This is a genomic window from Isoptericola sp. NPDC057191 (assembly GCF_042670225.1).
Classification (GTDB): domain Bacteria; phylum Actinomycetota; class Actinomycetes; order Actinomycetales; family Cellulomonadaceae; genus Isoptericola.
Window position 1 is genome coordinate 1 of record NZ_JBHUWC010000033.1, and the last position, 26,882, is coordinate 26,882.

Annotated in this window: 29 protein-coding genes; 25 read left to right on the plus strand and 4 right to left on the minus strand. The window is 75.0% G+C overall.

Going from position 1 to position 26,882, the window contains the following annotated elements:
* Window positions 1-196: 196 nt before the first annotated feature.
* From ACFT55_RS07015 to ACFT55_RS07040, 6 genes are read left to right on the plus strand one after another with little or no spacing between them, the layout of a single operon-like run.
* Window positions 197-1,387, plus strand: coding sequence for an ADP-ribosylglycohydrolase family protein (locus ACFT55_RS07015; protein WP_380242998.1), 1,191 nt, complete (start codon window positions 197-199; stop codon window positions 1,385-1,387).
* The gene (locus tag ACFT55_RS07020; protein ID WP_380243000.1) at window positions 1,384-2,796 is read left to right on the plus strand and encodes an ADP-ribosylglycohydrolase family protein; all 1,413 of its coding nucleotides are present in this window, start codon (window positions 1,384-1,386) and stop codon (window positions 2,794-2,796) included. The genes ACFT55_RS07015 and ACFT55_RS07020 overlap by 4 nt, the downstream gene beginning before the upstream one ends.
* Complete coding sequence (locus ACFT55_RS07025) at window positions 2,793-3,719, plus strand: ribokinase (RefSeq protein WP_380243002.1); 927 nt, start codon at window positions 2,793-2,795, stop codon at window positions 3,717-3,719. Before ACFT55_RS07020 ends, ACFT55_RS07025 begins: the two co-directional genes overlap by 4 nt.
* A 44-nt stretch (window positions 3,720-3,763) precedes the next feature.
* Window positions 3,764-5,791 carry an SUMF1/EgtB/PvdO family nonheme iron enzyme gene (locus tag ACFT55_RS07030; RefSeq protein ID WP_380243004.1) on the plus strand — a complete coding sequence of 676 codons (2,028 nt, stop codon included), beginning with the start codon at window positions 3,764-3,766 and terminating at the stop codon, window positions 5,789-5,791.
* Window positions 5,788-6,996 (plus strand): CaiB/BaiF CoA transferase family protein, encoded by a 1,209-nt coding sequence (locus tag ACFT55_RS07035; protein WP_380243006.1) that lies wholly within the window; start codon window positions 5,788-5,790, stop codon window positions 6,994-6,996. The genes ACFT55_RS07030 and ACFT55_RS07035 overlap by 4 nt, the downstream gene beginning before the upstream one ends.
* The gene (locus ACFT55_RS07040) at window positions 6,993-7,910 is read left to right on the plus strand and encodes an HpcH/HpaI aldolase/citrate lyase family protein (protein ID WP_380243008.1); all 918 of its coding nucleotides are present in this window, start codon (window positions 6,993-6,995) and stop codon (window positions 7,908-7,910) included. The genes ACFT55_RS07035 and ACFT55_RS07040 overlap by 4 nt, the downstream gene beginning before the upstream one ends.
* Window positions 7,911-7,928: 18 nt before the next feature.
* Here the strand turns inward: ACFT55_RS07040 and ACFT55_RS07045 are convergent, their stop codons facing one another.
* Window positions 7,929-8,705, minus strand: coding sequence for a hypothetical protein (locus tag ACFT55_RS07045; RefSeq protein WP_380243010.1), 777 nt, complete (start codon window positions 8,703-8,705; stop codon window positions 7,929-7,931).
* A 137-nt stretch (window positions 8,706-8,842) separates the two neighbouring features.
* Between ACFT55_RS07045 and ACFT55_RS07050 the strand changes: the two genes are divergently transcribed.
* The 4 genes from ACFT55_RS07050 to ACFT55_RS07065 all read left to right on the plus strand — a co-directional run bounded on the left by ACFT55_RS07050 (window position 8,843) and on the right by ACFT55_RS07065 (window position 11,523).
* Window positions 8,843-9,265: a hypothetical protein gene (locus ACFT55_RS07050; RefSeq protein ID WP_380243012.1), complete on the plus strand. Its 423-nt coding sequence runs from the start codon at window positions 8,843-8,845 to the stop codon at window positions 9,263-9,265.
* A gap of 18 nt (window positions 9,266-9,283) precedes the next feature.
* A complete protein-coding gene (locus ACFT55_RS07055) occupies window positions 9,284-9,706 on the plus strand; it encodes a DUF6325 family protein (RefSeq protein ID WP_380243014.1) in 423 nt (140 codons plus the stop codon).
* A gap of 1 nt (window position 9,707) precedes the next feature.
* Complete coding sequence (locus ACFT55_RS07060) at window positions 9,708-10,070, plus strand: SHOCT domain-containing protein (protein WP_380243016.1); 363 nt, start codon at window positions 9,708-9,710, stop codon at window positions 10,068-10,070.
* Window positions 10,071-10,206: 136 nt separating this feature from the next.
* Window positions 10,207-11,523, plus strand: a complete 1,317-nt coding sequence (locus ACFT55_RS07065; protein ID WP_380243019.1) for a chloride channel protein — start codon at window positions 10,207-10,209, stop codon at window positions 11,521-11,523.
* Window positions 11,524-11,539: 16 nt separating this feature from the next.
* On the opposite strand, the gene ACFT55_RS07070 is transcribed toward ACFT55_RS07065, so the two are convergent.
* The 3 genes from ACFT55_RS07070 to ACFT55_RS07080 all read right to left on the minus strand — a co-directional run bounded on the left by ACFT55_RS07070 (window position 11,540) and on the right by ACFT55_RS07080 (window position 14,094).
* Window positions 11,540-12,634, minus strand: a complete 1,095-nt coding sequence (locus ACFT55_RS07070) for a DinB family protein (RefSeq protein ID WP_380243021.1) — start codon at window positions 12,632-12,634, stop codon at window positions 11,540-11,542.
* A 9-nt stretch (window positions 12,635-12,643) separates the two neighbouring features.
* Complete coding sequence (locus ACFT55_RS07075) at window positions 12,644-13,477, minus strand: uracil-DNA glycosylase (RefSeq protein WP_380243023.1); 834 nt, start codon at window positions 13,475-13,477, stop codon at window positions 12,644-12,646.
* A 116-nt stretch (window positions 13,478-13,593) separates the two neighbouring features.
* Window positions 13,594-14,094, minus strand: coding sequence for an aromatic ring-opening dioxygenase LigA (locus ACFT55_RS07080; protein ID WP_380243025.1), 501 nt, complete (start codon window positions 14,092-14,094; stop codon window positions 13,594-13,596).
* A 259-nt stretch (window positions 14,095-14,353) separates the two neighbouring features.
* Between ACFT55_RS07080 and ACFT55_RS07085 the strand changes: the two genes are divergently transcribed.
* The 15 genes from ACFT55_RS07085 to ACFT55_RS07155 all read left to right on the plus strand — a co-directional run bounded on the left by ACFT55_RS07085 (window position 14,354) and on the right by ACFT55_RS07155 (window position 26,799).
* Window positions 14,354-14,527, plus strand: a complete 174-nt coding sequence (locus ACFT55_RS07085) for an antitoxin (RefSeq protein WP_380243027.1) — start codon at window positions 14,354-14,356, stop codon at window positions 14,525-14,527.
* Between the two features lie 214 nt (window positions 14,528-14,741).
* Window positions 14,742-16,721, plus strand: coding sequence for a threonine--tRNA ligase (gene thrS, locus ACFT55_RS07090; protein ID WP_380243056.1), 1,980 nt, complete (start codon window positions 14,742-14,744; stop codon window positions 16,719-16,721).
* 8 nt (window positions 16,722-16,729) lie between these two features.
* Window positions 16,730-17,305, plus strand: a complete 576-nt coding sequence (locus tag ACFT55_RS07095; RefSeq protein WP_380243029.1) for an HIT family protein — start codon at window positions 16,730-16,732, stop codon at window positions 17,303-17,305.
* Entirely contained in the window at window positions 17,305-17,955 is a 651-nt protein-coding gene (gene pgsA, locus ACFT55_RS07100) for a phosphatidylinositol phosphate synthase (RefSeq protein ID WP_380243031.1), read from the plus strand. Before ACFT55_RS07095 ends, pgsA begins: the two co-directional genes overlap by 1 nt.
* Window positions 17,955-18,917, plus strand: coding sequence for a phosphatidylinositol mannoside acyltransferase (locus ACFT55_RS07105; protein ID WP_380243033.1), 963 nt, complete (start codon window positions 17,955-17,957; stop codon window positions 18,915-18,917). Before pgsA ends, ACFT55_RS07105 begins: the two co-directional genes overlap by 1 nt.
* Window positions 18,914-20,158 carry a glycosyltransferase family 4 protein gene (locus ACFT55_RS07110; RefSeq protein ID WP_380243036.1) on the plus strand — a complete coding sequence of 415 codons (1,245 nt, stop codon included), beginning with the start codon at window positions 18,914-18,916 and terminating at the stop codon, window positions 20,156-20,158. The genes ACFT55_RS07105 and ACFT55_RS07110 overlap by 4 nt, the downstream gene beginning before the upstream one ends.
* Window positions 20,155-20,742 (plus strand): hypothetical protein, encoded by a 588-nt coding sequence (locus ACFT55_RS07115; protein ID WP_380243038.1) that lies wholly within the window; start codon window positions 20,155-20,157, stop codon window positions 20,740-20,742. The genes ACFT55_RS07110 and ACFT55_RS07115 overlap by 4 nt, the downstream gene beginning before the upstream one ends.
* Window positions 20,743-20,812: 70 nt before the next feature.
* A complete protein-coding gene (gene pdxS / locus ACFT55_RS07120; RefSeq protein ID WP_380243040.1) occupies window positions 20,813-21,730 on the plus strand; it encodes a pyridoxal 5'-phosphate synthase lyase subunit PdxS in 918 nt (305 codons plus the stop codon).
* A complete protein-coding gene (locus tag ACFT55_RS07125) occupies window positions 21,727-22,296 on the plus strand; it encodes an NUDIX hydrolase (protein WP_380243042.1) in 570 nt (189 codons plus the stop codon). The genes pdxS and ACFT55_RS07125 overlap by 4 nt, the downstream gene beginning before the upstream one ends.
* A 117-nt stretch (window positions 22,297-22,413) precedes the next feature.
* Entirely contained in the window at window positions 22,414-22,950 is a 537-nt protein-coding gene (locus ACFT55_RS07130; RefSeq protein ID WP_380243044.1) for an alternate-type signal peptide domain-containing protein, read from the plus strand.
* Between the two features lie 40 nt (window positions 22,951-22,990).
* Entirely contained in the window at window positions 22,991-23,662 is a 672-nt protein-coding gene (locus ACFT55_RS07135; protein ID WP_380243046.1) for a signal peptidase I, read from the plus strand.
* Window positions 23,659-24,462: a hypothetical protein gene (locus tag ACFT55_RS07140; RefSeq protein WP_380243048.1), complete on the plus strand. Its 804-nt coding sequence runs from the start codon at window positions 23,659-23,661 to the stop codon at window positions 24,460-24,462. The genes ACFT55_RS07135 and ACFT55_RS07140 overlap by 4 nt, the downstream gene beginning before the upstream one ends.
* Entirely contained in the window at window positions 24,455-25,345 is an 891-nt protein-coding gene (locus ACFT55_RS07145; RefSeq protein ID WP_380243050.1) for a hypothetical protein, read from the plus strand. Before ACFT55_RS07140 ends, ACFT55_RS07145 begins: the two co-directional genes overlap by 8 nt.
* A 43-nt stretch (window positions 25,346-25,388) precedes the next feature.
* Window positions 25,389-26,033 (plus strand): pyridoxal 5'-phosphate synthase glutaminase subunit PdxT, encoded by a 645-nt coding sequence (gene pdxT, locus ACFT55_RS07150; RefSeq protein WP_380243052.1) that lies wholly within the window; start codon window positions 25,389-25,391, stop codon window positions 26,031-26,033.
* Window positions 26,034-26,040: 7 nt separating this feature from the next.
* Window positions 26,041-26,799, plus strand: coding sequence for a YebC/PmpR family DNA-binding transcriptional regulator (locus ACFT55_RS07155; RefSeq protein WP_380243054.1), 759 nt, complete (start codon window positions 26,041-26,043; stop codon window positions 26,797-26,799).
* Window positions 26,800-26,882: the final 83 nt, after the last annotated feature.

Consider the following 26,882-nt stretch of genomic DNA (forward strand, 5'->3'; position numbering starts at 1 on the left):
GCGTCGGTCACGGGCTCCACGCTAGACGACCCGGGCGTCTAGGCTCGACGCCGAGGCCCCCCCCCCCCCCCCCCCCAACCCCCCCCCCCCCCCCGGAGCCCCGCGGGGGCCCCCCCCCCCCCCCCCCCACGACCGCCCGCCCCGCGGGCACCCGGGACGCGAGACACGCGCCCGGCAGGACGACGAGGGAGTGACCGTGACCTGGCTGGACGACCGATCGATGGCCGTGATCACCGGCGCTGCGGTGGGCGACGCGCTCGGCGGTGCCGTCGAGGGCTGGACCCCCGAGCAGATCGAGGAGCGCCACGGCGGGCGGGTGACCGGCATCGTCGGGCCCTGGTACCCGAACTGGCGGGACGCACGTCCCATCGCGCCGTACCACAAGGGCGACGGGCACATCACCGACGACACCCTCATGACGCGCGCCGTCGTGGAGGTCTACGCCAAGCGTCGCGACCACCTCGACGCGTACGCGGTGGCGGAGGACCTCGTGCCGCTGATGATCGGGGAGCCGCGCTGGATCCCCGAGCTCGAGTCGACGGCGCTGCTGCTGCAGCGTGTCTTCCTCGCCGAGAAGTGGATGGTGGCCCGGCTGCACTACGGTCACGTCGACCCGCGGGAGGCGGGCGTCGGCAACGTGGTCAACTGCGGCGCCGCGATGTATGTCGCACCGGTCGGTCTCGCCAACCCGGGGGACCCGCGCGGTGCGTACGCGGAGGCGATCGACCTCACCGGGGCGCACCAGTCGAGCTACGGCCGCGAGGCCGCGGGCGTGTTCGCAGCGATGGTCGCGGCCTCGGTGACGCCCGGTGCGACGCTCGACGACGTCGTGCACGCGGCGCTCGACGTCGCCCACGACGGGACCGCGGACGCCCTGCACGCGATGGTCGACGCCTTCGACGGCTGGACCACCCCGCCCACCACGGACGAGGAGGAGCGCGAGCTGGGGCGTCTCGTGCGCGACACCGTGGCGCCGTTCGACTCCGTCGGTCCGGCCTACCGGCAGATGTCGATGGACGCCCGCCGCCCGTCGCGGACCAAGTCGATCGAGGAGCTGCCCGCCGCGCTGGGCATGCTGCTCGGGCACCGCGGCGACTACCGCGGCGCGGTCCTCGCGGCCGTGAACTACGGGCGCGACGCGGACTCGATCGCCGTCATGGCGGGTGCGGTCGCCGCCGGCCTCGGCGGCAGCGACGTCGTCCCCGCCGTGTGGCTGGACGCGATCGAGGAGGCGAGCCGGATGGACGTTCGCGAGACCGGGCGCCTCATGGCCTCGGCCGCCGCCGACATCGTCCGCGCCGACGCCGAGCGGGCCAAGGCTCGTCTCGCCGGCATCGACGCGCTCCGTCTCGATGCCGAGGTCGAGGGCGCCGAGGTCCGGGCATGAGGCTCACCTGGGCACAGCCGGAGGACCTGCTCGCGCACGAGCTCGTGCAGTCGACCGCGGAGGGCAAGGAGACCGCGGACGTGCGCGCCCGCTGGGTGGCGGCCGGAGGGGACCCGGCCCCCGCGGTGAGCGGAGCCGGTCCCGCGGCCGCGTCGCCCGCGCTGCGGGCCCTCGCCCGCACCCTGCTGGACGAGCTGGACGCCCGCCCGGCCCCGGACGCACCGCACGAGCCGGACGACTGGGACGCGATCCTCGCGCTGCTGCCTCCGGCGCCGAGGCTGCCGCGGCGGCCCCGCGCCGGCACGGCGCTGGAGGAGCGCGTGCGGGGAGCGTGGACGGGCCGCGCGGCGGGCTGCCTGCTCGGCAAGCCCGTGGAGAAGATCCCGCGCGAGGGCATCGAGGAGATCCTGCGAGCGACCGGCCGCTGGCCCCTGGACCGCTGGTTCACCGCGGTCGGGCTGCCCGACGACGTCGCGGCCCGCTGGCCGTGGAACCGGCGCTCCGCCCCCACCTCGCTCGAGGAGAACATCCACGGGATGCCGGAGGACGACGACCTCAACTACCCGATCCTCGCGCTGGAGCTCCTCGAGACCCGTGGGCGCGCGTTCACCACGGACGACGTCGCGCAGCTCTGGCTCGACCTCATGCCCGCGGGCCGGTCCTTCACGGCCGAGCGCGTGGCGTACCGCAACGTCCTCGACGCCCGCCCCGTGCCCGAGACGGCCACGCACCACAACCCCTTCCGGGAGTGGATCGGCGCCCTCATCCGCGCCGACCTGCTCGGCTGGGTGGCGCCCGGCGACGTGCGCGAGGCCGCCCGGGCGGCCTGGACCGACGCGCGGCTCAGCCACACACGCAACGGCGTCTACGGCGCGATGTGGGCGGCGGCGCTCGCGTCCGCCGCGATGGTGTGCGACGACGTCCCCGCGATCCTCGACGCGGGCGACGCCGTCGTCCCGCCCGACAGCCGGCTGGCCGCAGCCGTCCGCCTGGGACGTGCGCTGGGCGCCGCCTCTGACGGCGGCGAGGCCGCCGTGCGGGCGGACCTCGACCGGCTGCACGCCACCTACGGCGACCTGCACTGGGTGCACGTGCTGCACAACGCCGCCGTGATCGCCTACGCGCTCGAGGCCGGACGCGGCGAGTTCGGCGCGAGCGTCTCGATCGCGGTCACCGCCGGCTGGGACACCGACTCGGCGGCCGCCACCGTCGGTGGCGTGGTCGGCGCCCTGCGCGGCGTGGACGGCATCGGGGCGCGCTGGACCGACCCCCTGGACGGGCGGATCGCCACGTCGCTGCCCGGGGGCGAGCGCCGCATCGACGACCTGGCCGCGCGCACGACGGCGCTCGCCCGTGCAGCTGCCCACGACCCCGCCGGCGAGGCCGCGGGCGCAAAGGCCGCGCCGTGAACGCGGCGGGCCGCGTCGTCGTGGTCGGCTCCGCCAACGTCGACCTGGTCGTCGACGTGCCCCGGCACCCCGGCGGCGGCGAGACCGTCCTGGGCGGGGACCTGCGCCGCAGCCCCGGTGGCAAGGGGGCGAACCAGGCCGCGGGCGCCGCGCGCGCCGGGGGAGCGGACACCTCGTTCCTCGGCGCCGTCGGGCGTGACGACTCCGCCGCCCTGCTCCTCGCCTCGCTCCGCCGCTCCGGCGTCCGGACCGACCTCGTGTGGCGCCTGGACGTGCCCACCGGCACGGCGCTGATCACGGTCTCCCCGGACGGCGAGAACGCCATCGTCGTCGCCCCCGGGGCGAACTCGCACCTCGCGGTCGAGCGGCCGCAGGCCGAGCGGATCGCAGCGGCGGACGTCGTCGTGGCACAGCTCGAGGTCCCGGTCGACGTGGTCCTGGCGGCGGCACGGGAGCGGCGGCCGGGGGTGCCCCTGGTCCTCAACGCCGCGCCGTCGCGTGCCCTGCCGGACGCGCTGTGGGACGCCGTCGACGTGCTCGTCGTGAACGAGCACGAGGCGGCGGACCTGGCGGGCGACGCGGCGGCCGCGGCGGACGGCGACCCGGAGGCGCTCGCGGCCGTGCTGCTGCGCCGCGTGCCGGCGGCCGTCGTCACCCTGGGCGGCGCGGGGAGCCTGGTGGCCCGCCGGGGCCGGCCGCCGGTGCGCGTCCCCGCCCACCGGGTCGAGGTCGTCGACACCACCGGCGCGGGCGACGTGTTCTGCGGCGTCCTCGCAGCGGCCCTCGCCCGCGGGGAGGACCTGGTCACCGCCGCACGGTTCGCCGCTGCGGCCGGCGCCCTCGCCGTGACCCGCCGGGGCGCCCAGGACGCCGTCCCTGCGGCGTCCGAGGTCGTCGCCCTCGCCGCCGCCGGCCCGGGCTGAGCCCGGGCGCCGCCCCTCCCGAGACCCGTCGTAGAGAGCAGCCCATGACGTACACGTTCGACCCCCTCGTCCCGCGGCCGATCGACCGGCCGACCGACGTCCCCCTCGACATCCCCCTGAGCGCGGACCAGAGCGTCGCGCTGGACGAGGCGAAGATCTTCGTCGGCCCGGCCGACCCCGCCGACCGCCCGGCGTGGCGGGAGCGGCTGACCGCCTGGCGGGCGGACGCCCGCGAGCGCCACGGCTACACCGGTGCGGCGTACGACCGGCCCGAGGCGGCGTGGGCGGCGCGCTGCCGGACGGTCGCGCAGGTGTGGCTGTGGGACGAGCTGCTGTACTCGTTCGCCGAGCACCGGTTCACGCCGGAGCGGTTCCTCGCCGACGCGGCCGAACGGTTCGCCGGGCTCGACGCGGTCGTGCTCTGGCACGCGTACCCGGTGATCGGCATCGACGACCGCAACCAGTGGGACTTCTACCGCGACGTGCCGGGCATCGTCGACCTGGTCTCGGCGTTCCACGACGCCGGCATGCGCGTCTTCGTCGACTACAACCCGTGGGACACCGGCACGCGCCGGGGCGACGACGACCTCACGGAGCTGGCCGCGCTGGTCCGCGACCTGGGCGCGGACGGGGTGTTCCTCGACACCCTGAAGAAGGCCGAGCCCGAGCTCGTGGCCCGGCTGGAGGCCGCCCGCCCGGGCATCGTGCTGGAGGGCGAGTCGAAGCTGCCGGTCGAGCGCATCGAGGACCACCAGTCGTCGTGGGCGCAGTTCTTCGCCGACTCCCCGGTGCCGGGCGTGCTGCGCGCGCACTGGTACGAACGGCGGCACATGCAGCACCACGTGCGGCGCTGGCACCGGGACCACTCCGAGGAGCTGCAGTCGGCGTGGCTCAACGGCGTGGGGGTCATGGTCTGGGAGGTCGTGTTCGGGGTGTGGGTCGGCTGGTCCGCCCGTGACGCCGCGACCGTGCGCCGCATGGTGACCGTGCAGCGCGCCGCGGCCGACCTCCTCCTGACCGGCGCGTGGACCCCGCTGGCACCGCTGTCGCCCGACGCCGACGCGGCGGGCGTGTACGCGTCGCGGTGGGAGGCCGAGGGCGTGACGCTGTGGACCCTCGTGAACCGCGGCGAGACGGACTACGCGGGTCCGTTGCTCGACGACGATGCGGCCGCGCGCGTCGTCGTCCCGGCGCGCGGTGTGGCCGCCCTGGTGCGCACGGCGCCCGGCGCGGCGCTCCCGCCGTGGGCGGCACCCCTGCGCGCCGTCGTCGAGGGGCTCGACGGCGAGGGCGGTGACCGCCACGACCCGGACGGCCGTTTCCCGCACCGCGTCGCGCGCCGGCTGCGCCCGGAGGTCCCGGCAGGGATCGCACCTGCCGCCGGCGCGGGGGCGGAGGCGGACGCCGTCGTGCTGCCGGCCGGACCGTACGCGTTGACGGTGCGGTATCGGGCCCGTGAGACGGGCATGTACCAGGGTGCCCCGTACGTCGACGAGTGGAAGCCGCTGCCCCCGCGCCTGCACGACGCACGCACCCTCCAGAGGGACGGTGAGCTGGACACCCCGGTCGCCGTCGCCGCCCACGAGGTGACGAACGCCCAGTTCGCGGCGTTCCTCGACGCGACCGGCTACCTGCCGGCCGAGCCCCACCGGTTCCTGGCGCACTGGAGGGACGGGCGCCCCGTCGCCGGCACCGAGGACCACCCGGTCACCTTCGTCGACCTCGACGACGCGCGGGCGTACTGCGCCTGGCGCGGCGGCCGCCTGCCGACCGAGGACGAGTGGCAGCTCGCGGGCGGCGAGGCCGTCTTCGGGCGCGCGGCGCGCGCGGTGTGGGAGTGGACCGAGAGCGAGCACAGCGACGGCCGCACCCGCTACGTCATGATCAAGGGAGGCAGCGACTACCGCGCCGAGGGGTCCGACTGGTACGTCGAGGGCGGGCGGCACGCGCCCGACCGGGCGGTGAAGCTGCTGCTGCCCGGCATGGGCCTGGCACGCGGCGCCACGGTCGGCTTCCGGTGCGCGTGGGACCTGCCCAACGCCCTGGTGGACACCACGGAGGTGACCCGATGACGGTCTCGCGCGACCCTGGCGCCGGCGCGCTCGCCGGCCTGCGCGTCGTCGACGCGTCGACCCTGTTCGCCGGTCCGATGGCCGCCATGCACCTGGGCGACATGGGCGCCGACGTGGTCAAGGTGGAGCACCCGGCGAAGCCGGACCCGTCGCGCACGCACGGGGCCGCGAGGGACGGCGTCAACCTGTGGTGGAAGACGCTCGGGCGCAACAAGCGCACCGTCACGGCGAACCTCGGCAGCCCTGGCGGGCGCGAGGTGTTCCTGGCGCTCGCGGAACGGTCGGACGTCGTCATCGAGAACTTCCGCCCGGGCACCCTGGAGCGGTGGGGTCTCGGTTACGACGAGCTCGCGGAGCGCAACCCGGGTCTGGTGCTGGCGCGGGTGAGCGGCTTCGGCCAGATCGGCCCGTACCGCGCACGGCCCGGCTTCGGCACCCTCGCGGAGGCGATGAGCGGCTTCGCGGCGATGACGGGGGAGCCCGACGGGGCGCCCACCCTGCCGCCGTTCGGGCTGGCCGACGGCGTGGCCTCGCTGGCGACGGCGTTCGCCGTCATGGTCGCGCTGTCCACCCGGGAGCGCACGGGTCGCGGGCAGGTGGTGGACACGGCGATCGTCGAGCCGATCCTCGCGATGCTCGGCCCGCAGATCACGCGGTGGGACCAGCTGCGCACCGTGCAGCCGCGCACGGGGAATCGGTCGGCCAACAACGCCCCCCGCAACACCTACCGCACCTGCGACGGTCAGTGGGTGGCGGTGTCGACGTCGGCACAGTCCATCGCGGAGCGGGTGATGCGGCTGGTGGGCCGCCCGGAGCTCATCGAGGAGCCGTGGTTCGCGCGCGGGGTCGACCGGGCGCAGCACGCCGACGAGCTCGACGCGGCGGTGGGCGGGTGGATCGCCGCGCGCACCCGCGACGAGGTGGTCGCCGCCTTCGAGCAGGCGCAGGCCGCGGTGGCACCGATCTACGACGCGCACGACATCGTGGACGACCCCCAGTTCCGTGCCCTCGGCACGATCCATGAGATCGACGACCCGGAGCTCGGACCGCTGCTCATGCAGGGGCCGCTGTTCCGCCTGTCCGGCAACGACGGCGTCATCCGGCACACCGGCCGGGCGCACGGCGCGGACACCGACACCGTCCTCGGCGAGCTCGGGTTCGACGCGGAGCGCATCGCCGCGCTGCGGGCGCAGGGGGCGGTATGACCACGTCCGGCGCGGTCCCGCGGCCTTCAGCCGCTCCACCGCTCGCCCTCCTGTACGTGCCGGCCGACCGGCCCGAGCGCGTGGTCAAGGCGCTCGCGTCAGGAGCCGACGCGGTGCTCGTGGACCTCGAGGACGCCGTCGCCCCCGCCGCCAAGCCCGCCGCCCGGGAGAACCTCGCCGGGCTCCTGAGCGACCTCGACGGACCGGCTCCCCAGGGCCCGTCCGGCGGACCGGCCGTGCAGGTGCGCGTCAACCACGCGGGCACGCCCTGGCACGCCGACGACGTCGACGCGGTGCGCGCGCTTCCCGTCGGGGTCGGGGTGCGGGTGCCGAAGGTCGAGTCGGCGGACGAGGTGCGCGCGCTCGCCGCGGCACTGCCCGGCCGTGCTCTGCACCTGCTGCTCGAGTCGGCCCTCGGGGTCGAGCGGGCGTTCGACCTCGCCACGGCGTCGCCGCAGGTCGCCTCCCTCGCGCTCGGCGAGGCCGACCTCCGCTCCGACCTGCGGGTGGACGACGAGGCGGGCCTCGCGTGGCCGCGCAGCCGGGTCGTCGTGGCCGCGCGTGCTGCGGGGCTGCCCGCGCCCGTCATGTCCGCCTACACGCACGTGCGCGACCTCGACGGGCTCGACGCGTCGTGCCGGGCAGGGCGCGCCCTGGGGTTCTGGGGCCGCACGGCGATCCACCCCGCCCAGCTCGCGACCATCCGCACGGCGTTCGCTCCGGCGCCGGACGAGGTCGCGCGTGCCCGCGAGGTCGTGCGTGCCGTGGCAGACGCGACCGGCGCGGGCACGGGGACGGTCGTGCTGCCCGACGGCACGTTCCTCGACGTCGCGATGGTCGAGCGGGCTCGCTGGACGCTCGCGGTCCACGCCCGGGCGGTCGAGGCGCTGCCGGGCCCCCGGGAGCCGCGCTGACGGTCGGGGCTCGCCCGGTCAGAGCTGCTTGGGGAACGACAGGACCACGGCGGTGGCGACGACGAACAGGACGATCGCCGCGCCGAGCAGCCCGCGCCGCGCGGTGTGGTGGGCCAGCTTGGTGCTGAGGGCCGCGAACAGCGCGACCGACGCGAACAGGATCGACGTCAGCACGTAGTTGTCGCCGTTCTGGTTGGCGTGCCGTGCCGTGGCGGACAGCGACTCGGCGAGCTGCAGCTGGTCGTCCGCGCGCTCCTGCGCCTCCAACCGGTACTGCGGCATCAGGAACGGCGTGCGGGGCGCGGTCTTGTCGTGCAGCGGGTCCGTCGCGATCCAGGCGTCGAACGCCGGGACCATCTCGGGCCGGAACCGGCCGTACAGGAACGCGGACTCGGTGCCGTCCTGCGGTTCGTACGTGCCGTCGTCGGCGAGCCCGGAGTCCCTGCCGGCGCGCTTCTCCGAAGCGACGGCGTCGATCCAGGAGGCGAACGCCGTGACGTCCATCGTCGTGAGCTGGCCGGCCTGCGTGGAGGCGCGCGTCGACTCGGCGCGGGCCGCCGACGCGGCGGCATAGCTGTTGGCCTGCACCCCGGACCACTTGGTGCTCTGGAACGCCGACCATGCCGTGACGACGGTGGCGAGCGCCAGCAGCACGGTCGCGACGAGCTCGACACGGCGGCTCACCGTGGAACCCGAGCCCGGCTCCGGCGCGCGCGCCCGGACGGGGGCGGGGGCGGGGGGCGTGGCGGGACTCGCCGGTGCGTCCTCGGTCGGGTCGTCCCGGGTCTCGGCCATCGTGTCCCCCTCGTGCGACCGCTGTCGTCTCCTGGCACATCGTGGCGGATGACCTGGAGTTTCGCTTCCCGAGCGCGGGTCGCGCCTCACCCCTCCCCGGCATGCGCCTGGCACCCAGCGGTGCGAGAGTGTGCCGCATGAGGAGAACGGGCGGCGGTGAGCCGTCGGTGTGGGCCGTGGGCGGCACGGCGCTCGCCGCGGCCCTCCTGATCATGGCGGGCCTGTTCCAAGGGTTCGAGGGGCTCGCCGCCCTGCTCGACGACGACTTCCTGCTGCGGCCCGACGGCTACGCGTTCGCCCTCGACCTCACCACCTGGGGCTGGATCCACGTCCTGCTCGGGGTGGCCCTGGCGCTCACCGGGGTGTTCCTCCTGCGGGGGAGCCCCGTGGCCGCGGGCGTGGCGATCGCCGTCGCCGGCCTCAGCGCCGTCTCGAACTTCCTCTTCCTCCCGTACTTCCCGCTGTGGGCCGTGCTCGTGATCGCCCTGGACGTGTTCGTCGTCTGGGCGATCCTGCGCACGACGACGAGCGGGTGGGCTTCCCGCCCGCAGACCGACTGAACGACAGAGAGGCAGGACATGGATTCCACCGGACCCGTGGAGCTCGTGCTGATCGAGTTCCCCCAGACGGACTTCAAGGGCGAGGTGATCGCCGAGCTCGGCCGGCTCGTCGACGCCGGCACGATCGACGTGCTCGACGCCCTGCTGATCCGCAAGGCGCAGGACGGCACGATCGAGTGGCTCGAGGCCACCGAGGGCGGCGACGACGAGCTCGCCCGCATCGTCGGTGAGCCCGCAGGCCTGCTCGGGGCGGAGGACGTCGACGACATCGCCGAGGACCTCGCCCCCGGCGCAGCGGTCGGCATGCTCGTCTTCGAGCACCTGTGGGCGCGAGGGCTGACGGGTGCCCTGCGCGGCGCGGGCGGCCGGCTCCTCGACTGGACCCAGGTGCCCCCGGCGGCCCTCGAGGCCCTCACCGCAGAGATCGAGAAGGAGAACTGAGATGCCCCCCATGCGACGGATGGGACGCCCCGGGCTCATCGGCACGATGGCTCGCACGGCCGTGATCACCGGCACCGCACAGGCCACCAGCCGGGCGATGAACCGGCGCGCGGCCTCCCGGGAGGAGCAGCGGTACGCCGCCGACCAGTACAACGCCCAGCAGCAGCAACAGGCCTACGAGCAGCAGCAGGCCCAGCTGCAGGCCCAGCAGGCGCAGCTGCAGGCGCAGCAGGCGGCGCAGGTCACGCAGGCCCCGGCCCAGGACGACCTCATCGCCCAGCTCCAGCGCCTGGGCGACCTGAAGACCGCAGGCGTGCTCTCGGACGCGGAGTTCGCGGCGGCCAAGGCCAAGCTCCTCGGCTGAGCGGGTGCCGCACGAGGACGGGGCCGGACGCGTGCGTCCGGCCCCGCCCTCGCTCGTCCTGCCCCGTCCGGGGCTCCCGGGGGACGACGAGAGCAGGACGACGAGAGCGGGACGACCCGCAGGAAACGGAGGACCGGTGAGCGACGCCACGGCCGCACCACCCGTCATGTGGCGACCGTACGCCCGGCTGCTCGCGGTGTCGGCGCTGCTCGGCATCGTCATCTCGGTGGCGGCCTTCGCCTTCCTCGCGCTGCTGCACCTCATGACCCACGCCGTGTGGGAGGAGCTGCCCCACGCGTGGGGCTTCTCCGAGCCGCCCTGGTGGTGGCCGGTCCCGTGGCTCCTCATCGGTGGCGCAGGTGTCGGGATCGCGGTCCGCTCCCTGCCGGGCCACGGCGGACACGCGCCGGTGCAAGGGCTCAGCATGGGCCCCGTTCCCGCATCGCACGTCCCCGGCATCCTCCTCGGGGCGCTCGCAGGCCTGCCGCTCGGTGCGGTCCTCGGCCCGGAGGCGCCCCTCCTCGCCCTGGGCTCGGCGCTCGCCCTGATCGTCGTCGGCCCGTGGCGCGGCTCGCTCAGCGACCCGGCGCGCAACGTCCTCGCCCTGGCAGGCGCTGCCGCCGCGATCTCCGCGATCTTCGGCAGCCCCGTCGTGGGCGCGGTCTTCATCGTGGAGGCGACCGCGCTGGCCGGCGTCGCCGGGCAGAACCTCGCACGGACCGTCCTGCCGGCCGTCCTGGCGTCGGGCATCGGTGGGCTGGTCTTCACCGGGGTGGGCCAATGGACCGGGCTCGAGATCGCCTCCCTCGCCCTGCCGGGCATCCAGGGCCCCGCCCGCCTCGACCTGGCCGACGTCCTGTGGACGATCCCCCTGGCGGTGGTCGTCGCCGCCGCCGTCCGCGGTGTGCGCGGCCTGGGCGGTGTCGTCGCCCGGTGGTCGGCCCCTCGCCCGTTCGTCGGTGCCATGGTCGGAGCCGTGGCCGTGGCCCTGTGCGCCTCCGCGTACGCGCTGCTGACCGGGCGCTCGCCCGAGGACGTGGTGCTCTCCGGCCAGGGGCTGCTCGGCCCCCTGGCCGCGGACCCGGCGGCCTGGGGGGTCGGTGCCCTCCTCGCCCTGCTCGTCCTCAAGGGGCTCGGGTACGCCGTGTCCCTCGGGAGCCTGCGCGGCGGGCCGATCTTCCCCGCCGTGCTCCTCGGGGCGGCGGCGGGCGCCCTCCTGGGCGACCTGCCCGGGTACGGGGCCGTGCCGGCGCTCGCGGCGGGCATGGCCGCGGCGACCGCCGCCTCGCTCCCGTTCCCCGTGTCGGCGTCGGTGCTGGTCGTGCTCCTGCTGGGCTCCGCGGCACCGCCGCTGACCCCGGTCGTGCTGCTCGCCGCCACGGTCGGGTACGTCACCGAGCACTATGTGCTGGGGCCGAGCCGCCACGCCGAGCAGCACGCTCCGGCGCACTGACCCGGTCCTGCGCCGGCTACTCGCCCGTCGCGCCGTCCAGGGCCTCGCGCAGCAGGTCGGCGTGCCCGTTGTGCCGTGCGTACTCCTCGACCAGGTGGACCAGGATCCAGCGCAGGCTGAACGTGCCCTCGCCGGGGCGCCGGGACTCGACGACGGACGTGCGGTCGAGAGGACCCGGGGCGACGGGGGCGTCGAGCGCGGCGTCCAGCGCCCGGTCGGAGGCCGTCACCGCGGTGTCGAAGAGGGCGCGCAGCTCCTGCGGCGTGTCGTCGGCGGCGCTGTGCCACTCCCAGTCGGCGTCCGCGGCCCAGTCGGCGGTGTCGAACGGGGCGAGCGCCGAGCCGCCCTCGAACACCTGGAGGAACCAGTTCGACTCCACGTAGGCGAGGTGCTTGAGCAGCCCGCCCAGCGTCATGGTGCTCGGCGGCAGCGGCGTCCGCAGCTGCTCGGCGGTGAGCCCGCCGGCCTTCTGCCGCAGCGTGTCGCGGTGGTAGTCGAGGAAACCCCGCAGGGTCGAGACCTCGTCGCCGCGCAACGGCGGCTCGACGCGGGAGTCCTCGACGGCCGTGGTCGGGGCCGCGGGCAGGCGGAACGCCCCGGCGGCGAGGGCCGAGCGGACGGCCGCGGCGGTGTCCGCAGGTCCCTCGGCGCTCGTGTCGCGCACGTGCGCCTCGAGCTCGGCCAGGTCGGCGAAGGCGGCGTGCACGCTCCGCACCGCGTCCGGGTCGCGCAGCTCGGCGTCGGCGCGCGCGGTCGCCCGGTCGAGGGTGACGTCGAGGGCGGGGCGCAGGACGACGTACGCCAGGTCCCAGCCCTCGCGGGCGGCGGCGACGCGGAACGGGGCGAGGAACCACGGTCCGACGACGCCGTCCAGGACGACGTCGTACCCGCCCCGTGCGTACGCGCTCGCCGCACCGACGACCGCCGCGGCGACGGTCTCGTTCTGCCGCTGCGAGCCGGCCAGGTAGGGCGGCACGAAGCCCGTCGCGATCGACCGGTAGAAGGTGTCGGTCGTGAGGTTCACGGTGGGGCGGGCCACGTCTGCGGCGAGCAACGCCGCCACGGTGGTCTTCCCGGCGCCCGGCGGCCCGGTGAGGATGGTCACGGTCACGCGGCGACCCTACCGGTCGGTGTCCGCCGCGATCCCCGCGAGCTCCCGGGCGCGCAGCAGCACGGCGTCGAGCATCGCGGGGGTGAGGCGCCCCGTGAACGTGTTCTGCTGCGAGACGTGGAAGCAGCCCAGCACGGTGAGGGCGGGCACGTCCTGGCTCCCGGTGCCGCCCGTGCCGCCAGTGCCGTCGGCGACCCGCGTCAGCGTCACCTCGGCGCCGTGCGCGAACCGTGGCCGGGGGCGCGGCACCTGCCAGCCCTGCTCCGCGAGCGTCGTCAGCAGCGCCTGCCAGCCGATCGACCCGAGCGCGACCGCCACCCGGACGCCGTCGCCGACGAGCTCGACCTCGCGTGCGAGGTACGGCGCGCACCGGCGCCGCTCCTCGGGGGTCGGCTTGTTGGCCGGGGGAGCGCAGCGCACGGGCGCCGTGACGCGCACGCCCCGCAACGTGAGGCCGTCGTCGGCCGCCACGGACGTGGCCTGGTTCGCGAACCCGGTGCGATGCATGGCCGCGAACAGGAAGTCGCCGCTGCGGTCGCCGGTGAACATCCGCCCCGTGCGGTTGGCACCGTGCGCGGCCGGGGCGAGCCCGACGACGACGACAGGCGCCGCCGGGTCGCCGAACCCCGGCACCGGGCGGCCCCAGTAGACCTCGTCGCGGAAGGCGGCGCGGCGCTCCCGGGCGACCTCCTCGCGCCAGGCGACGAGCCGCGGGCACGCGCGGCACTCGACCAGGTGGGCGTCGAGCGCGGACAGCGTCGGGGCGGTGCGGGCGGCGTCCGGGTAGCCGGGGTCGTCGGGAGGACGTGGGTCGTCGGGGGAGCGCGGGGCGTCGGAGGGCACGGGCCCATCGTGACCCGTGGGTGGTCGGTCCGCGTGCCGGCGCGTGCCGACGCGTCCGGACACGCGAGGGCCCGCCTCCCGGGGGACCGGGGGCGGGCCTGGCGGGCGTGCGGCGGTCAGACCGCCGGGTTGAGACGACCGCGGGCCGGGGTGGTGGCTGCGGCGGCCGGGACCGTGGCGGTGGCGACGGCGGGGGCTGCGGCGAGGCTGCGCAGCGACCAGCCCATGAGGCCGAACAGGACGCCGAGGCCCATGACGAGGGCGCTGACGCCGTAGGCGACGACCGAGGTGAACAGCGAGGCCCGCAGGAACGAGGCGTTCATGGCCGTGGCGCGCAGCGGGTCGTCCTGGCCGAGCTGGGCGTAGGTCTGGCCGCCGGTGGCCTCGAGCGCGTGCTTGTCGATGACCTGCGCCTGCGCGTAGGCGGTGAGGGGGCCGTCGACGGTGGCGCCACCGAGGAACGCGGCGTCCTCCGAGACGGTGATGTCCTGGGCGGCGAGCTGGCTGCTCACGGTGGCCCACGTCGCGGCGCCGGCACCGATCATCAGGATGCCGGCGATCAGCGCGACGAGGCCGACGATGCGAACCGGTCGCTGGGTGGTGCGGGTGGTGGTCATGGTCCCCTCCGGGTGCCGGGTCGCGAGGTGCGCGGCCGGTCTGGTCGACGCCGGGTCCGGCGCTGTCTCTATGGTAAGACCACAGGACCTGACCAGCACCGGCGTTGCTCGTGAAATCCTTCACAAGGTTGCCGGAGGTAACGATCGTCGCGGCGGGCGCCCGCCTGGCCCGGCTCGCGCCGGGTGCCGGCCCGTGGTGGCCTTGACGGAGGTCGAGCCGGCGGGGTGCCGGCAGGGTGGCCACGACGAGGAGGACGACATGACGGAGAGCTCGGGCCGGGGCGGCCTGTTCGACAAGGCCAAGGACGCGCTCCAGGGCCTCGTGACCGACGAGAACATCGACAAGGTCGCCGACGAGGTCAAGAAGCGCACGCCGGAGAGGGTGGACGGCTACGTGGACAAGGCGGCCGAGGAGGCGAGGAAGCGCACCTGACGGCCGCGCGTGCCGGGGCGGCGGGCGGGACGCGGAGCGCCTCGTCGTGGTAGCCGGTCCGGATGAGTACGATCGAGGGGCGCCGCCCGCAGGTGGCGCCCCTCGGCCGTGCCAGCGCGTTCCCGCGCGGGCCGGCCGCGTCCGACCGTCGTCGAGCACCGCTCGGCGCCACCGACCACCAAGGAGCACGCCCGTGTCCGACGTCGCCTCGCCGATGCCACCGATTTCCGACGACACGCAGGACGCGGTGACGGTGCAGACGCCGACGACGGGCACGGAGCTCTTCGCGGGCCGCAAGGACGTCGTGGTCATGCGCGTGGACGGCGAGCTGCTCGACCTTTCCCGCGACCTCGCGGAGGGCACCGTGGTCGAACCCGTGACGATCGGCTCGCCCGACGGCCTCGCCGTGCTGCGGCACAGCGCCGCGCACGTGCTCGCCCAGGCCGTGCAGCAGGTCAACCCCGACGCGAAGCTCGGCATCGGCCCGCCCGTGACCGACGGCTTCTACTACGACTTCGACGTCGAGACCCCCTTCACGCCCGAGGACCTCAAGGCGCTCGACAAGGCGATGGCGCGCATCATCAAGGAGGGGCAGACCTTCCGCCGCCGCGTCGTCACCGAGGAGGAGGCGCGCGCGGAGCTCGCGGCCGAGCCGTACAAGCTGGAGCTCATCGGCCTCAAGGGCGGCTCGTCCGACGAGGACGGGTCCTCGGTGGAGGTCGGCGGCGGCGAGCTGACGATCTACGACAACGTCCGCGGTGCCGGGCGCGAGAGCGAGACCGTCGTCTGGAAGGACCTCTGCCGCGGTCCCCACCTGCCCAGCACCCGGCTCATCGGCAACGGCGTGCAGCTCATGCGCAACGCCGCCGCGTACTGGCGCGGCAGCGAGAAGAACCCGATGCTGCAGCGCGTGTACGGCACGGCCTGGCCCAGCAAGGACGAGCTCAAGGCGTACCTCGAGCGGCTGGCGGAGGCAGAGCGCCGCGACCACCGCAAGCTCGGCGCCGAGCTGGACCTCTTCTCGTTCCACGACGAGGTCGGCTCCGGCCTGCCGCTGTTCCACCCCAAGGGTGGCGTCATCAAGCGGGAGATGGAGGACTACGTCCGCCGGCGCCACATCGAGGAGGGCTTCGAGTACGTCGGGACTCCTCACGTCACCAAGGACGGGCTGTTCCACACCTCGGGCCACCTGCCGTACTACGCCGACACGATGTTCCCCGAGATGGACCTCGAGGGCTCGAAGTACCGCCTCAAGGCCATGAACTGCCCGATGCACAACCTGATCTTCTCCTCGCGCGGGCGGTCGTACCGCGAGCTGCCGCTGCGGCTCTTCGAGTTCGGCACCGTCTACCGGTACGAGAAGTCGGGTGTCGTCCAGGGCCTCACCCGCGTGCGGGGGCTGACTCAGGACGACTCGCACTCGTACGTCACCCCCGAGCAGGCGCCCGGCGAGGTCAAGCACCTGCTGAGCTTCATGATGAGCGTCCTCACGGACTTCGGGCTTACCGACTTCTACCTCGAGCTGTCCACGCGTGACGACTCCAAGCCGGACAAGTTCGTCGGCTCCGACGAGGACTGGGCGACCGCGACGAAGGTGCTCGAGGAGGTCGGCCGCGAGACCGGCCTCGAGCTCGTGCCGGACCCGGGCGGCGCCGCGTTCTACGGGCCGAAGATCTCCGTGCAGACCAAGGACGCCATCGGCCGCACCTGGCAGATGGGCACCGTCCAGTACGACTTCAACCAGCCCGCACGCTTCGGCCTGGAGTACACCGGGCCGGACGGTACCAAGCAGCAGCCGGTGATGATCCACTCCGCGAAGTTCGGCTCGATCGAGCGGTTCATGGGCGTGCTCATCGAGCACTACGCGGGAGCGTTCCCGGCCTGGCTCGCGCCGGTCCAGGTGCTCGCCGTCCCGGTCGCCGAGGCGTTCGACGACTACCTCAAGGACGTGGTCGCCCAGCTCAAGGCCCGCGGGATCCGCGCGCAGGTGGACCTGTCCGACGACCGCTTCGGCAAGAAGATTCGCAACGCCTCCAAGGAGAAGGTCCCGTTCGTGCTCATCGCGGGCGGCGAGGACGTCGAGGCCGGCGCCGTGTCGTTCCGGTTCCGTGACGGCACCCAGGAGAACGGGGTGCCCGTGGCCGAGGCCGTCGAGCGCATCGTGGCCGCCGTCCGCGACCGCGCCCAGGTCTGAGCGGCGCCATGACGGGAGAACACGCCACGACGGAGGGTGCGGGCGGCTTCGGCCCGCCCGAGGACAGCATGCAGCGCCTGTGGACGCCGCACCGCCTGGTCTACATCGGCGGGCAGGACAAGCCCGCCGACGGCTCGGTGGAGCAGTGCCCGTTCTGCCGCATCCCGACGCTCGACGACGAGTCCGGCCTCGTCGTCGCCCGGGGGACGGAGTGCTACGCGGTGCTCAACCTGTACCCGTACAACTCCGGCCACCTCATGGTGCTGCCGTACCGGCACGTGTCGTCCTACGTCGACCTCACCGGGTCCGAGACGGCCGAGCTGGCGGCGATGACGCAGACTGCGGTGCGCACGCTCACCGCGGCGTACGGCCCGGCGGGGTTCAACATCGGCATGAACCAGGGCGACGTCGCAGGGGCCGGCATCGCGGCGCACCTGCACCAGCACGTCGTCCCGCGCTGGCTCGGGGACGCGAACTTCCTGCCCGTGGTGGGGCAGACCAAGGCGCTGCCCGAGCTGCTGGCCGACACCCGGGCCAGGCTCGCCGCGGCCTGGCCCGGTGACGCGCCGGACGGAGGGCGCTGATGCTCGGAGGGCTGCGGGCCACGATGCAGCGCCTGTTCACCCCGCCCGCCCGCCTGCTGCTGCGCTGGGGCGTGTCGCCGGACGCCGTGACGATCACGGGCACCGTGATCGTCTGCGTCCTGGCCCTCACCCTGCTGCCGACGGGTCACGTGCTGCTCGGCAGCGGCCTCATCGGGCTCTTCGCCCTCGCCGACTCCCTCGACGGCGTCATGGCGCGGCTGTCGGGCCGCTCCGGGCCGTGGGGGGCGTTCCTCGACTCCACGCTCGACCGGCTGTCCGACGGCGCGGTGTTCGCGGGCATCACGCTCTGGTTCGTGCTGCACCCGGACCTGCCGTACGCGACCTGGGGGCAGGTGGCCGCGCTCGCGTGCCTGGTGCTCGGCTCCGTGGTGCCGTACGCCCGCGCACGCGCGGAGAGCGTCGGCGCGACGGCCGCCGTCGGCATCGCGGAGCGCACGGACCGCCTCGTGGTCGCGCTCGTCGCGGTCGGCTTCACCCAGGTCGGCCTGCCCGTGGTGGTGGCCGAGGCGGCGCTGACCCTGCTCGCCGTCGCCAGCCTCGTCACCGTGGTGCAGCGTGTCGCGACCGTCCGCAGGCAGCTCGCGCCGGCACCGGCCGGCCCCACCGACAGTCCCGCCCCGGAGGTCTGATGCGGATCGACGTCGCCCGCCTGTACACGTTCGCGTGGCGCCACGCGCCGAAGGTGCCCGAACCCCTGCTCCGCGCGGTGTTCACCGCGGTCGCCGACCTGACGTGGCTGCGGCGCACCGAGGGGGTGCGGCGGCTGGAGGCGAACTACGCCCGGGTGCGTCCCGACCTCGACCCGCCGGAGCTGCGCCGGCTCACGCGCGCCGGCATGCGTTCCTACATGCGGTACTTCCGCGAGGCGTTCACCCTCCAGGGGTCGACGCCCGAGCAGATCGCGGCGCGCGTCCGGCTCGAGGGCTACGAGCACGTGTCGGGACCCGTCGGGGACGGGCTGTCCGTCTCCCTCGCCCTCGCGCACCTCGGCAACTGGGACCTCGCCGGGGCGTACGCGACGCCGCACATCGCGCCCGTGCTCACCGTCGCCGAGCGGCTCCAGCCCGAGGAGCTGTTCGTCGAGTTCGTCGAGTTCCGCCGCTCCCTCGGCATCGACGTGCTGCCCCTCGGCGACCCGGACGTCTTCCGCAACCTGGTGCGCGGGGCCACCAAGGGCGGCTGCATCGTCCCCCTGCTGGCGGACCGCGACCTGGCCGCGACGGGCGTGGAGGTGGACCTCTGCGGGCACCGGGCCCGCGTCGCCGCCGGCCCCGCCACCCTCGCGCTGGTCGCGAAGGTGCCGCTCGTGCCCGTCGGCATCACCTACGAGCGCCTGACGGGGGAGCGGCGCCGCGCCGCGGGCACGCCCTGGGGGATCGTCATCCGCTTCTACTCGGCCGTCCCGGTGCCGGACGACTCGGGGCTGCGGCGCCACGAGCTGGTCGCCCGCATGACGCAGGGCTGGGTGGACGCCGTCGCGCGGACGCTGCAGGAGTCCACGCAGGACTGGCACATGCTGCAGCGGGTGTTCGTGGACGACCTCGACGCCGCGCGGTACGCCCGCACCCAGGCCGAGGCGGGCGAGCGATGAGCGCGCCCGAGCACCCCCTGACCGCGTCGCGGCCGCTGCGGGTCGGGATCGTGTGCCCGTACTCGTTCGACGCCCCGGGCGGGGTGCAGTTCCACGTGCGTGACCTGGCCGGCGCGCTGCAGCGCGCGGGGCACGAGGTGTCCGTGCTGGCCCCCGCCGACGACGACACCCCGGTGCCGGACGTCGTGACGTCCGCCGGCCGCGCCATCCCGGTCCGCTACAACGGCTCCGTCGCACGGCTCACCTTCGGGCCGCGCGCGGCCGCACGCGTCCGCCGCTGGCTCGAGGCCGGCCGGTTCGACGTCCTGCACCTGCACGAGCCCATGACGCCCAGCCTCTCGATGCTCGCGCTGTGGGTGGCGGAGGGGCCGGTGGTGGCCACGTTCCACACGTCCCAGGAGCGTTCCCGCGCGCTGCAGGTCGCGTTCCCGCTGCTGCGGCAGTCCCTGGAGAAGATCGCGGCCCGGATCGCGGTGTCCGAGGACGCTCGCCGCACCCTCGTCGACCACGTGGGCGGCGACGCCGTCGTCATCCCGAACGGGGTCTACGTGGACACCTTCGCGCAGGCCGCGACCGCCGAGCGCTGGCGCGGCACGCCCGAGGCGCCCACCATCGCGTTCCTGGGCCGCCTCGACGAGCCGCGCAAGGGCCTGGAGGTGCTCGCCGCCGCCGCGCCGCGCGTGCTGGAGCGGGTCCCCGGTGCGCGCTTCCTCGTCGCCGGCAAGGGGGACGCCGGGCGGGACGCCGCGATCGAGGCGCTCGGCCCGCTGGCGGGCTCGTTCGAGTTCCTCGGGGGCGTGAGCGACGAGGACAAGGGGTCGCTGCTCGCCTCGGCGGACCTGTACGTGGCGCCGCAGACGGGCGGCGAGAGCTTCGGCATCGTGCTCGTCGAGGCGATGAGCGCCGGGACCGCGGTCGTCGCCAGCGACCTCGGGGCGTTCCGGCGCGTGCTCGACGAGGGCGCCGCCGGGCGGCTCTTCCGCACGGGCGAGGCAGACGACCTGGCGCGCGCGATCCTCGAGGCGCTCGACGACCCGCAGGACACGGCCGTCCGGCGCGACCGGGCCGCGGCGTTCGTGCGAAGGTTCGACTGGTCGGCGGTGACCGCGCAGGTGCTCGCGGTGTACGAGATGGCGGTCGCGGCGGGCGAGGCGCTGGGCACCCCGGTCGCCCCGTCGCGCGCCGAGAGCGCGGTCGGGTGGCTGCGCACCCGCCGTGCCGTGGGGGGTGAGGGCGCATGAGCTGGTCCGAGCTGGCGCTCGTCGTCCTCGTCGTCGCGGCCGTGGTGGTGTGGCTCGCGTGGGTCTCCGCCTCCCGCCTGGACCGGCTGCACCGCAAGGTGGTCGCGTCGCGCATCGCGCTCCTGGCCCAGCTGGTCCGCCGGGCGGGCGCGGCCGTGGACCTGGCGTCGTCCGGTCTCCTCGACCCCGCGGGGGCGGTGCTGGTCGCCGACGCGGCGTTCGCCGCCGTGGAGGACCCCGTCCCGTCGGGCCCGACCGGCGCGGAGCTCGCGCTCGACGGGCTCGCGCCCGGACGCGAGCGCGCCGAGAGCGAGCTGTCGTCCACGCTGCGCTCGGCCCTCGGGGACGACGAGTCCCTCCGCGAGCTGCGTGCCGCACCGGACGGGGACGCCCTGGTGGGCCGCCTCGGGGCCGCCTGGTACCGCGCGCAGCTCGCACGGCGCTTCCACAACGAGGCGGTCCTGCAGGCACAGCGGGCGCGTCGTACCTGGTACGTGCGCCTGCTGCGGCTCAGCGGTCACGCGGCCCTGCCGCGCACCGTGGAGCTCGACGACCAGATGCCGGCAGGCCTCACGAGCAGCTGACCGCGCGCCCTAGGATGGAACCGGCGTGACAGCGGTCACGCCGCATCCTGCGACACGAGCGAGGCGCGAGTTGAGCGAGACCACCGGCAACGGCCAGATCCCCGCGGGCGAGGTGGGCACGGCCCGCGTCAAGCGAGGGATGGCCGAGATGCTCAAGGGCGGCGTCATCATGGACGTCGTCACCCCCGAGCAGGCCAAGATCGCCGAGGACGCCGGCGCCGTGGCCGTCATGGCCCTCGAGCGGGTGCCGGCCGACATCCGCGCGCAGGGCGGCGTCGCCCGCATGAGCGACCCGGACATGATCGACGGCATCATCGACGCCGTCTCCATCCCCGTGATGGCGAAGGCGCGCATCGGGCACTTCGTCGAGGCGCAGGTGCTGCAGTCCCTGGGCGTCGACTACATCGACGAGTCGGAGGTGCTGACCCCCGCCGACTACGCCAACCACATCGACAAGTGGCGCTTCACCGTGCCGTTCGTGTGCGGTGCGACGAACCTCGGTGAGGCCCTGCGCCGCATCACCGAGGGCGCCGCGATGATCCGGTCCAAGGGCGAGGCCGGCACCGGTGACGTGTCCAACGCGACCACGCACATGCGCCAGATCCGTGGCGAGATCCGCCGCCTGACCTCCCTGCCCGAGGACGAGCTCTTCGTCGCGGCCAAGGAGCTGCAGGCGCCGTACGAGCTCGTGGCCGAGGTGGCGCGGGCCGGCAAGCTGCCCGTCGTGCTGTTCACCGCGGGCGGCATCGCCACCCCGGCGGACGCCGCGATGATGATGCAGCTCGGCGCGGAGGGGGTCTTCGTGGGCTCCGGCATCTTCAAGTCCGGCGACCCGGTCGCTCGTGCCAAGGCGATCGTGCAGGCCACCACGTTCCACGACGACCCCGACATGCTGGCCAAGGTCTCCCGCGGCCTGGGCGAGGCCATGGTGGGCATCAACGTCGAGGCCGAGCCGGCGCCGGTGCGCCTGGCGGAGCGGGGCTGGTGACGCCCGCCCTCGGCGACGACTGGGTGGTCGGCCCCGACGGGCTGCGGCACCGCCGCGCGGCCCGCGTCATCGTCCTCGACGACGCGGACCGCGTCCTGTTGGTACGCGGCCACGACGCCGACCAGCCCGAACGCTCCTGGTGGTTCACCGTGGGCGGCGGCATCGACGCGGGCGAGAGCGAGGTGGACGCCGCCCTGCGCGAGCTGCGGGAGGAGGCGGGCCTCGCTCTCGCCCCGGGCGACCTGGTGGGGCCGGTCCTCACCCGTGCCGGCGTCTTCCGGTTCTTCGCCGAGACGTGCCTGCAGGACGAGGTGTTCTTCCTCGCGCGCGTCGACGGCGGGCACGTGCCGACCGCGGAGGGGTGGACGGCCGAGGAGCGGGACGTGCTCGACGAGATGCGCTGGCTCACGACGACCGAGCTGCGTGCCGAGACCCGCGAGGTGTTCCCCACCGCGCTGCCAGACGTCGTCGATGCCCTGGCGGCCGGGTGGGACGGCACCGTGCGCCACCTCGGAACGCAGTACGACGACGAGCCCTCCGACCCCGAGGAGCTCGGCGCGCTCTGACGGCGAGCGCCCGGAGCAATCACCGGTTACGGTGACAGGGTTCACCGATCCGCACACCGAGGTGCGGGAGCCGCGTGCAGCGCGCGGCGTGCATCGGGAGACCGGGGGGACCTCGACGTGAACCGACTGACGAAGGCTGCCATCGCCGTGGGGGGTGCGGCCGTCCTGCTGGTGGGCGGCGCCCAGACGATCGCGTACTGGACCGCGGAGGGGACGGCGACCGGGACGGACGTCACCGCCGGGACCCTCACGATGTCGGACGGGGCGTGCGGCGACTGGACCCTCGACGGCGGCGGGGCCGTCACCGACGGCATCGTGCCGGGCGACACCGTGACGACCACCTGCACGCTCGCGGTGGGAGGTACCGGCGACCACCTCGCGCTCGGGGACATCACGGTCTCCTCCCCGACGTGGTCGGAGGACAACGCCCTCACCGGTGCGCTCGACCTGAGCCTCACCTCGGCGACGCTCGGCGGCGAGACCCTGACGCTCCCGTTGACCGACCCGGTGCCCGTGGGGGAGACGGACTCGCTCGTCGTCAACCTCGAGGCGGCCTTCGACACGGCCGCGGCGAACGACACGCAGGCGCTGACCGCCGCGCTCGAGGACGTCACCGTCCAGGTCACGCAGGCGCACGTCGTCCCCGCTCCCTGAGGCGGCGGTGGCCGCGGCACCTCCGCGTCCGGCGCGCGTCGTGCGACGCGTCGTCGGGCGCGGCCTCGCCTGGCTCGTCCTGCTGCTGGCCGGCGGGGCGCTGCTGCTCGTCGTGGTGGTCCCTCGCCTGGGCGGCGCGACACCCTACGGCGTGGCGACGGGCTCGATGCGGCCCGGCCTCGACGTGGGCACCCTCGTGGTGGTGCGTCCGGTCGACGTCGCGGAGATCACGACCGGCGAGGTCGTCACCTATCAGCTGCGCTCGGGCGACCCGACGGTGGTCACCCATCGGGTGGTGGGCCTCGGTACGACGGCGGCGGGGGAGCGGACGTTGGTCACGCGCGGCGACGCGAACGACGTGGCCGACCCGCTACCGGTGCGTGCCGCGCAGGTGCGTGGCGTCCTCTGGTACGCGGTCCCGGAGCTGGGGCGCGTGATGGGCCTCGGGACGCCGGACGAACGTCGGGCCCTGACGACGGCGGCCGCGGCGTGCCTGCTCGGATACGCCGCGTGGCTCGTCGTCGGGGAGGTGCGCGAACGACGGGCGCAGCGGGGGCAGCAGGTGCAGCAGGACCAGCAGGTGCAGCGAGGTGCCCGCACCAACGGACCGCCGTCCGCAGGCTTGGCGACGTGGTGGCCGGCGGCGGACGCCGAGACCGGCGACCCGCAGCGCGGCGTCCCGCGAGCCCCGGCGCAGGAAGACGTCCGGTGACACGCCCACGCGCCGTCGCCGCAGCCGCGCGGACGCTGAGCGCCGCGCTCGCCGTCGGGGCGCTCCTCGCCGCGGCGAGCCCGGTCGCGGAGGCGCAGGGGGCGAGGGCAGCGGTGGTGAAGGCCGCGGTGCCGGGGGATCGGGGCGACGAGCCAGGCGGCGTCGCCCTCAGCCTGGACGGCCGGCGCTGGACGGACGGCCTCGACACGGCGCTGTTCACCGGGGAGCCGTGGGTGCCGGGCGAGACGCGTCGCGCCGTGCTGCTCGTGCGCAACGACGGCCCGGGAGCCGCGCGGGCCCGGGTGGCGGCCGCCCTCGGCGGGCGACCGGAAGGCCCTGCCGCCGCGCTCGCCGATGCTCTGCGGGTGCGCGTCCGGCCTGCCGGGGGTGACTGGGCCGAGGCCGGCCGGCCGGCCGCTGTCCGCCTTGCGGAGGCGCAGGTGCTGCCCGTCGCGCTCGAGGTGACGCTCGCCCCGTCGGCCGGCAACGAGGTCCAGGGCGCGTCGGTCCCGGTCGACGTCGTGGTGACGCTCGCGGGTGAGGCTGACGCGGGAGGCGGCACCGACGGCACCGACGGCGGTGATGGCGCTGAGGACCCTGACGGCGCTGACGGCGTTGCCGGAGGCGGCGGTGCGGACAAGGACGGCGACGTCGTGCCCCCCGGCGACGTCCCGACAACCGGCGTGCTCCCGCGCACCGGCGGGGTCGGAGCGGGGCTCGCAGTGATCGCCGTGCTCGCCGTGGCGGCGGGCGCGCTCCTGCGGGTGGCGTGGGCGCGAGGCGGCGGGGACCGTGCCTGAGCCGGGACGCCGCGGCGCGCGCCTCCGCCGGGTCGCGGCCCTCGTCGTCGTGGCGATGGTCTGCGCGCTGGCGGGCGGGGGCGTCGCCTGGGGCTGGTGGAGGACCGCCGGGACCGCGACGGCGCCCACGGCCCGTCTCACGGCCGGCACCGTCGACGTGCAGGTCGTAGGTCTCGGGAACGGCCTGGTGGGCCGCGGCGGCACCGTGACGCTGTCGGCGCTCACGCTGACGGGCGCGGTGCCGGGCTCGGGGGCGTCCGAGGTCGTCACCGTGCGCAACGGCGGCTCGCGCGCCGCCACCGTGAGCGCGACGGCGTCCCGGACCGGGACGCTGGGCACGGCCTTCACCACCAGCGCGTCCTTCGGCGCGGCCGACACCGGCTCCGGGTGCGGCGCAGGGACCGGCGGCACAGCGACGATCCCGGCCGGCGGGACAGCCGCGCTGTGCCTCGCCGTGAGCCTCTCGGCGACGGCGCCGTCGACCACCCAGGGGCAGAGCGGCGGGATGTCCGTGGTCCTCGCGGCGGCGCTTCCCGGCACGTCGTGGACGGACACGGGCACGGTGCTGAGCGGCTCGGTGGGCGCGGCCACCGTGCCCGCGCCCACGCTGAGCTGCGGCCTGCTCGGCATCACGTCGGTGACCTTCACCTGGACGGCCGTGACCACCGCCACGCGGTACCAGTTCGGGTACGGGCCGGGCGGCGCCACCACGGCACAGGTCGCGGCCGGGACCACGACGTACCAGGTCACCGGGGTGGCCACGAACGCCATCGCCCGGGTCCGCGCCGAACGAGTCTTCACGGGCGGCACCACCTGGTCCTCCGCGTGGTCCAACACGCGCCGGTACACGATCACGCTGGGACTGCTGGGGACCTGCACCTGAGCGGTCAGGGGGCCGCCCCGCGCGACGGCTCTACACTTCCCCGGTGACCACCACGATCGGCGTCCTCGCCCTGCAGGGAGACGTCCGCGAGCACGCCGCCGCGCTCGAGCAGGCGGGGGCCCGCGCCGTGAGCGTGCGCCGCCCGGCGGAGCTGGCGGCCGTCGACGGGCTCGTGCTGCCCGGCGGCGAGTCGACCACGATCGACAAGCTCCTGCGCCTCTTCGAGCTCGCCGACCCGCTGCGCCACCTCGTCGCGCAGGGGCTGCCCGTGTTCGGGTCCTGCGCCGGCATGATCCTGCTCGCCGACCGTATCGAGGGTGGCACCGCCGACCAGCGCACCATCGGCGGGATGGACGTCGTCGTGCGGCGCAACGCGTTCGGCCGGCAGGTGGACTCCTTCGAGGCGGACCTGCAGGTCGCGGGCATCTCCGACGCCCCCGAGGGACGCCCGGTGCGCACCGCGTTCATCCGCGCCCCGTGGGTCGAGTCCGCCGGCCCGCAGGTCGAGGTGCTGGCGCGGATCCCCGACCGCTGGGCGGACGGCTCCCAGGTGGGCCCCGCCGCCGGTAAGATCGTCGCAGCACGTCAGGGACGGCTGCTCGCCACCGCGTTCCACCCGGAGATCACGGGGGACGCGCGCGTGCACGAGTTGTTCGTCCGGCTCGTCCAAGCATCGCGAAGGAGTTAGGGAGCGCATGTCAGGTCACTCCAAGTGGGCCACGACCAAGCACAAGAAGGCGGCCATCGACGCCAAGCGTGGCAAGCTCTTCGCGAAGCTGATCAAGAACATCGAGGTCGCTGCGCGCACCGGGGGCGGTGACCCCGCGGGCAACCCGACCCTGTTCGACGCCATCCAGAAGGCGAAGAAGTCGTCGGTCCCGAACGACAACATCGATCGCGCGCTCAAGCGTGGCTCCGGCGAGGGCGCCGACGCCGTCGACTACCAGACGATCATGTACGAGGGCTACGGCGCCAACGGCATCGCTGTGCTCGTCGAGTGCCTCACGGACAACAAGAACCGTGCCGCCTCCGAGGTGCGCCTCGCGTTCACGCGCAACGGCGGCAACCTGGCCGACCCCGGCTCCGTGTCGTACCTGTTCTCCCGCAAGGGCCTCGTCGTCGTGCCGAAGGCCGACGGCGTCACCGAGGACGACGTCATGCTCGCCGCCCTCGACGCCGGCGCCGAGGAGGTCAGCGACGAGGGCGAGGTCATCGAGGTCCTCTCCGAGGCCACCGACCTCGTCGCCGTGCGCACCGCCATCCAGGAGGCCGGGATCGAGTACGACTCCGCCGACTCCATCTGGCACCCGTCCATGCAGGTCGAGGTCGACGTCGAGGGCGCGCGCAAGATCCTGCGCCTCATCGACGCGCTCGAGGACAGCGACGACGTGCAGAACGTCTACGCGAACTTCGACGCCTCGGACGAGGTCATGGCGGCGCTGGACGAGGACTGACCGCCTCGTTCTTGCAGCTCGTGGCTGGGGCGGGCGGGTCGGGTGGGACGTGTCGCGAGGCGCGCCATCCGGCCGCTCGTTCC

Excerpts from the sequence above, each read along its gene's own strand:
- ACFT55_RS07020 (WP_380243000.1), top strand. The coding sequence starts at position 1,384 with ATGAGGCTCACCTGGGCACAGCCGGAGGACCTGCTCGCGCACGAGCTC.
- ACFT55_RS07030 (WP_380243004.1), top strand. The coding sequence starts at position 3,764 with ATGACGTACACGTTCGACCCCCTCGTCCCGCGGCCGATCGACCGGCCG.
- ACFT55_RS07035 (WP_380243006.1), top strand. The coding sequence starts at position 5,788 with ATGACGGTCTCGCGCGACCCTGGCGCCGGCGCGCTCGCCGGCCTGCGC.
- ACFT55_RS07040 (WP_380243008.1), top strand. The coding sequence starts at position 6,993 with ATGACCACGTCCGGCGCGGTCCCGCGGCCTTCAGCCGCTCCACCGCTC.
- ACFT55_RS07045 (WP_380243010.1), bottom strand. The coding sequence starts at position 8,705 with ATGGCCGAGACCCGGGACGACCCGACCGAGGACGCACCGGCGAGTCCC.
- ACFT55_RS07050 (WP_380243012.1), top strand. The coding sequence starts at position 8,843 with ATGAGGAGAACGGGCGGCGGTGAGCCGTCGGTGTGGGCCGTGGGCGGC.
- ACFT55_RS07055 (WP_380243014.1), top strand. The coding sequence starts at position 9,284 with ATGGATTCCACCGGACCCGTGGAGCTCGTGCTGATCGAGTTCCCCCAG.
- ACFT55_RS07060 (WP_380243016.1), top strand. The coding sequence starts at position 9,708 with ATGCCCCCCATGCGACGGATGGGACGCCCCGGGCTCATCGGCACGATG.
- ACFT55_RS07080 (WP_380243025.1), bottom strand. The coding sequence starts at position 14,094 with ATGACCACCACCCGCACCACCCAGCGACCGGTTCGCATCGTCGGCCTC.
- ACFT55_RS07085 (WP_380243027.1), top strand. The coding sequence starts at position 14,354 with ATGACGGAGAGCTCGGGCCGGGGCGGCCTGTTCGACAAGGCCAAGGAC.
- thrS (WP_380243056.1), top strand. The coding sequence starts at position 14,742 with ATGCCACCGATTTCCGACGACACGCAGGACGCGGTGACGGTGCAGACG.
- ACFT55_RS07095 (WP_380243029.1), top strand. The coding sequence starts at position 16,730 with ATGACGGGAGAACACGCCACGACGGAGGGTGCGGGCGGCTTCGGCCCG.
- pgsA (WP_380243031.1), top strand. The coding sequence starts at position 17,305 with ATGCTCGGAGGGCTGCGGGCCACGATGCAGCGCCTGTTCACCCCGCCC.
- ACFT55_RS07105 (WP_380243033.1), top strand. The coding sequence starts at position 17,955 with ATGCGGATCGACGTCGCCCGCCTGTACACGTTCGCGTGGCGCCACGCG.
- ACFT55_RS07110 (WP_380243036.1), top strand. The coding sequence starts at position 18,914 with ATGAGCGCGCCCGAGCACCCCCTGACCGCGTCGCGGCCGCTGCGGGTC.
- ACFT55_RS07115 (WP_380243038.1), top strand. The coding sequence starts at position 20,155 with ATGAGCTGGTCCGAGCTGGCGCTCGTCGTCCTCGTCGTCGCGGCCGTG.
- ACFT55_RS07155 (WP_380243054.1), top strand. The coding sequence starts at position 26,041 with ATGTCAGGTCACTCCAAGTGGGCCACGACCAAGCACAAGAAGGCGGCC.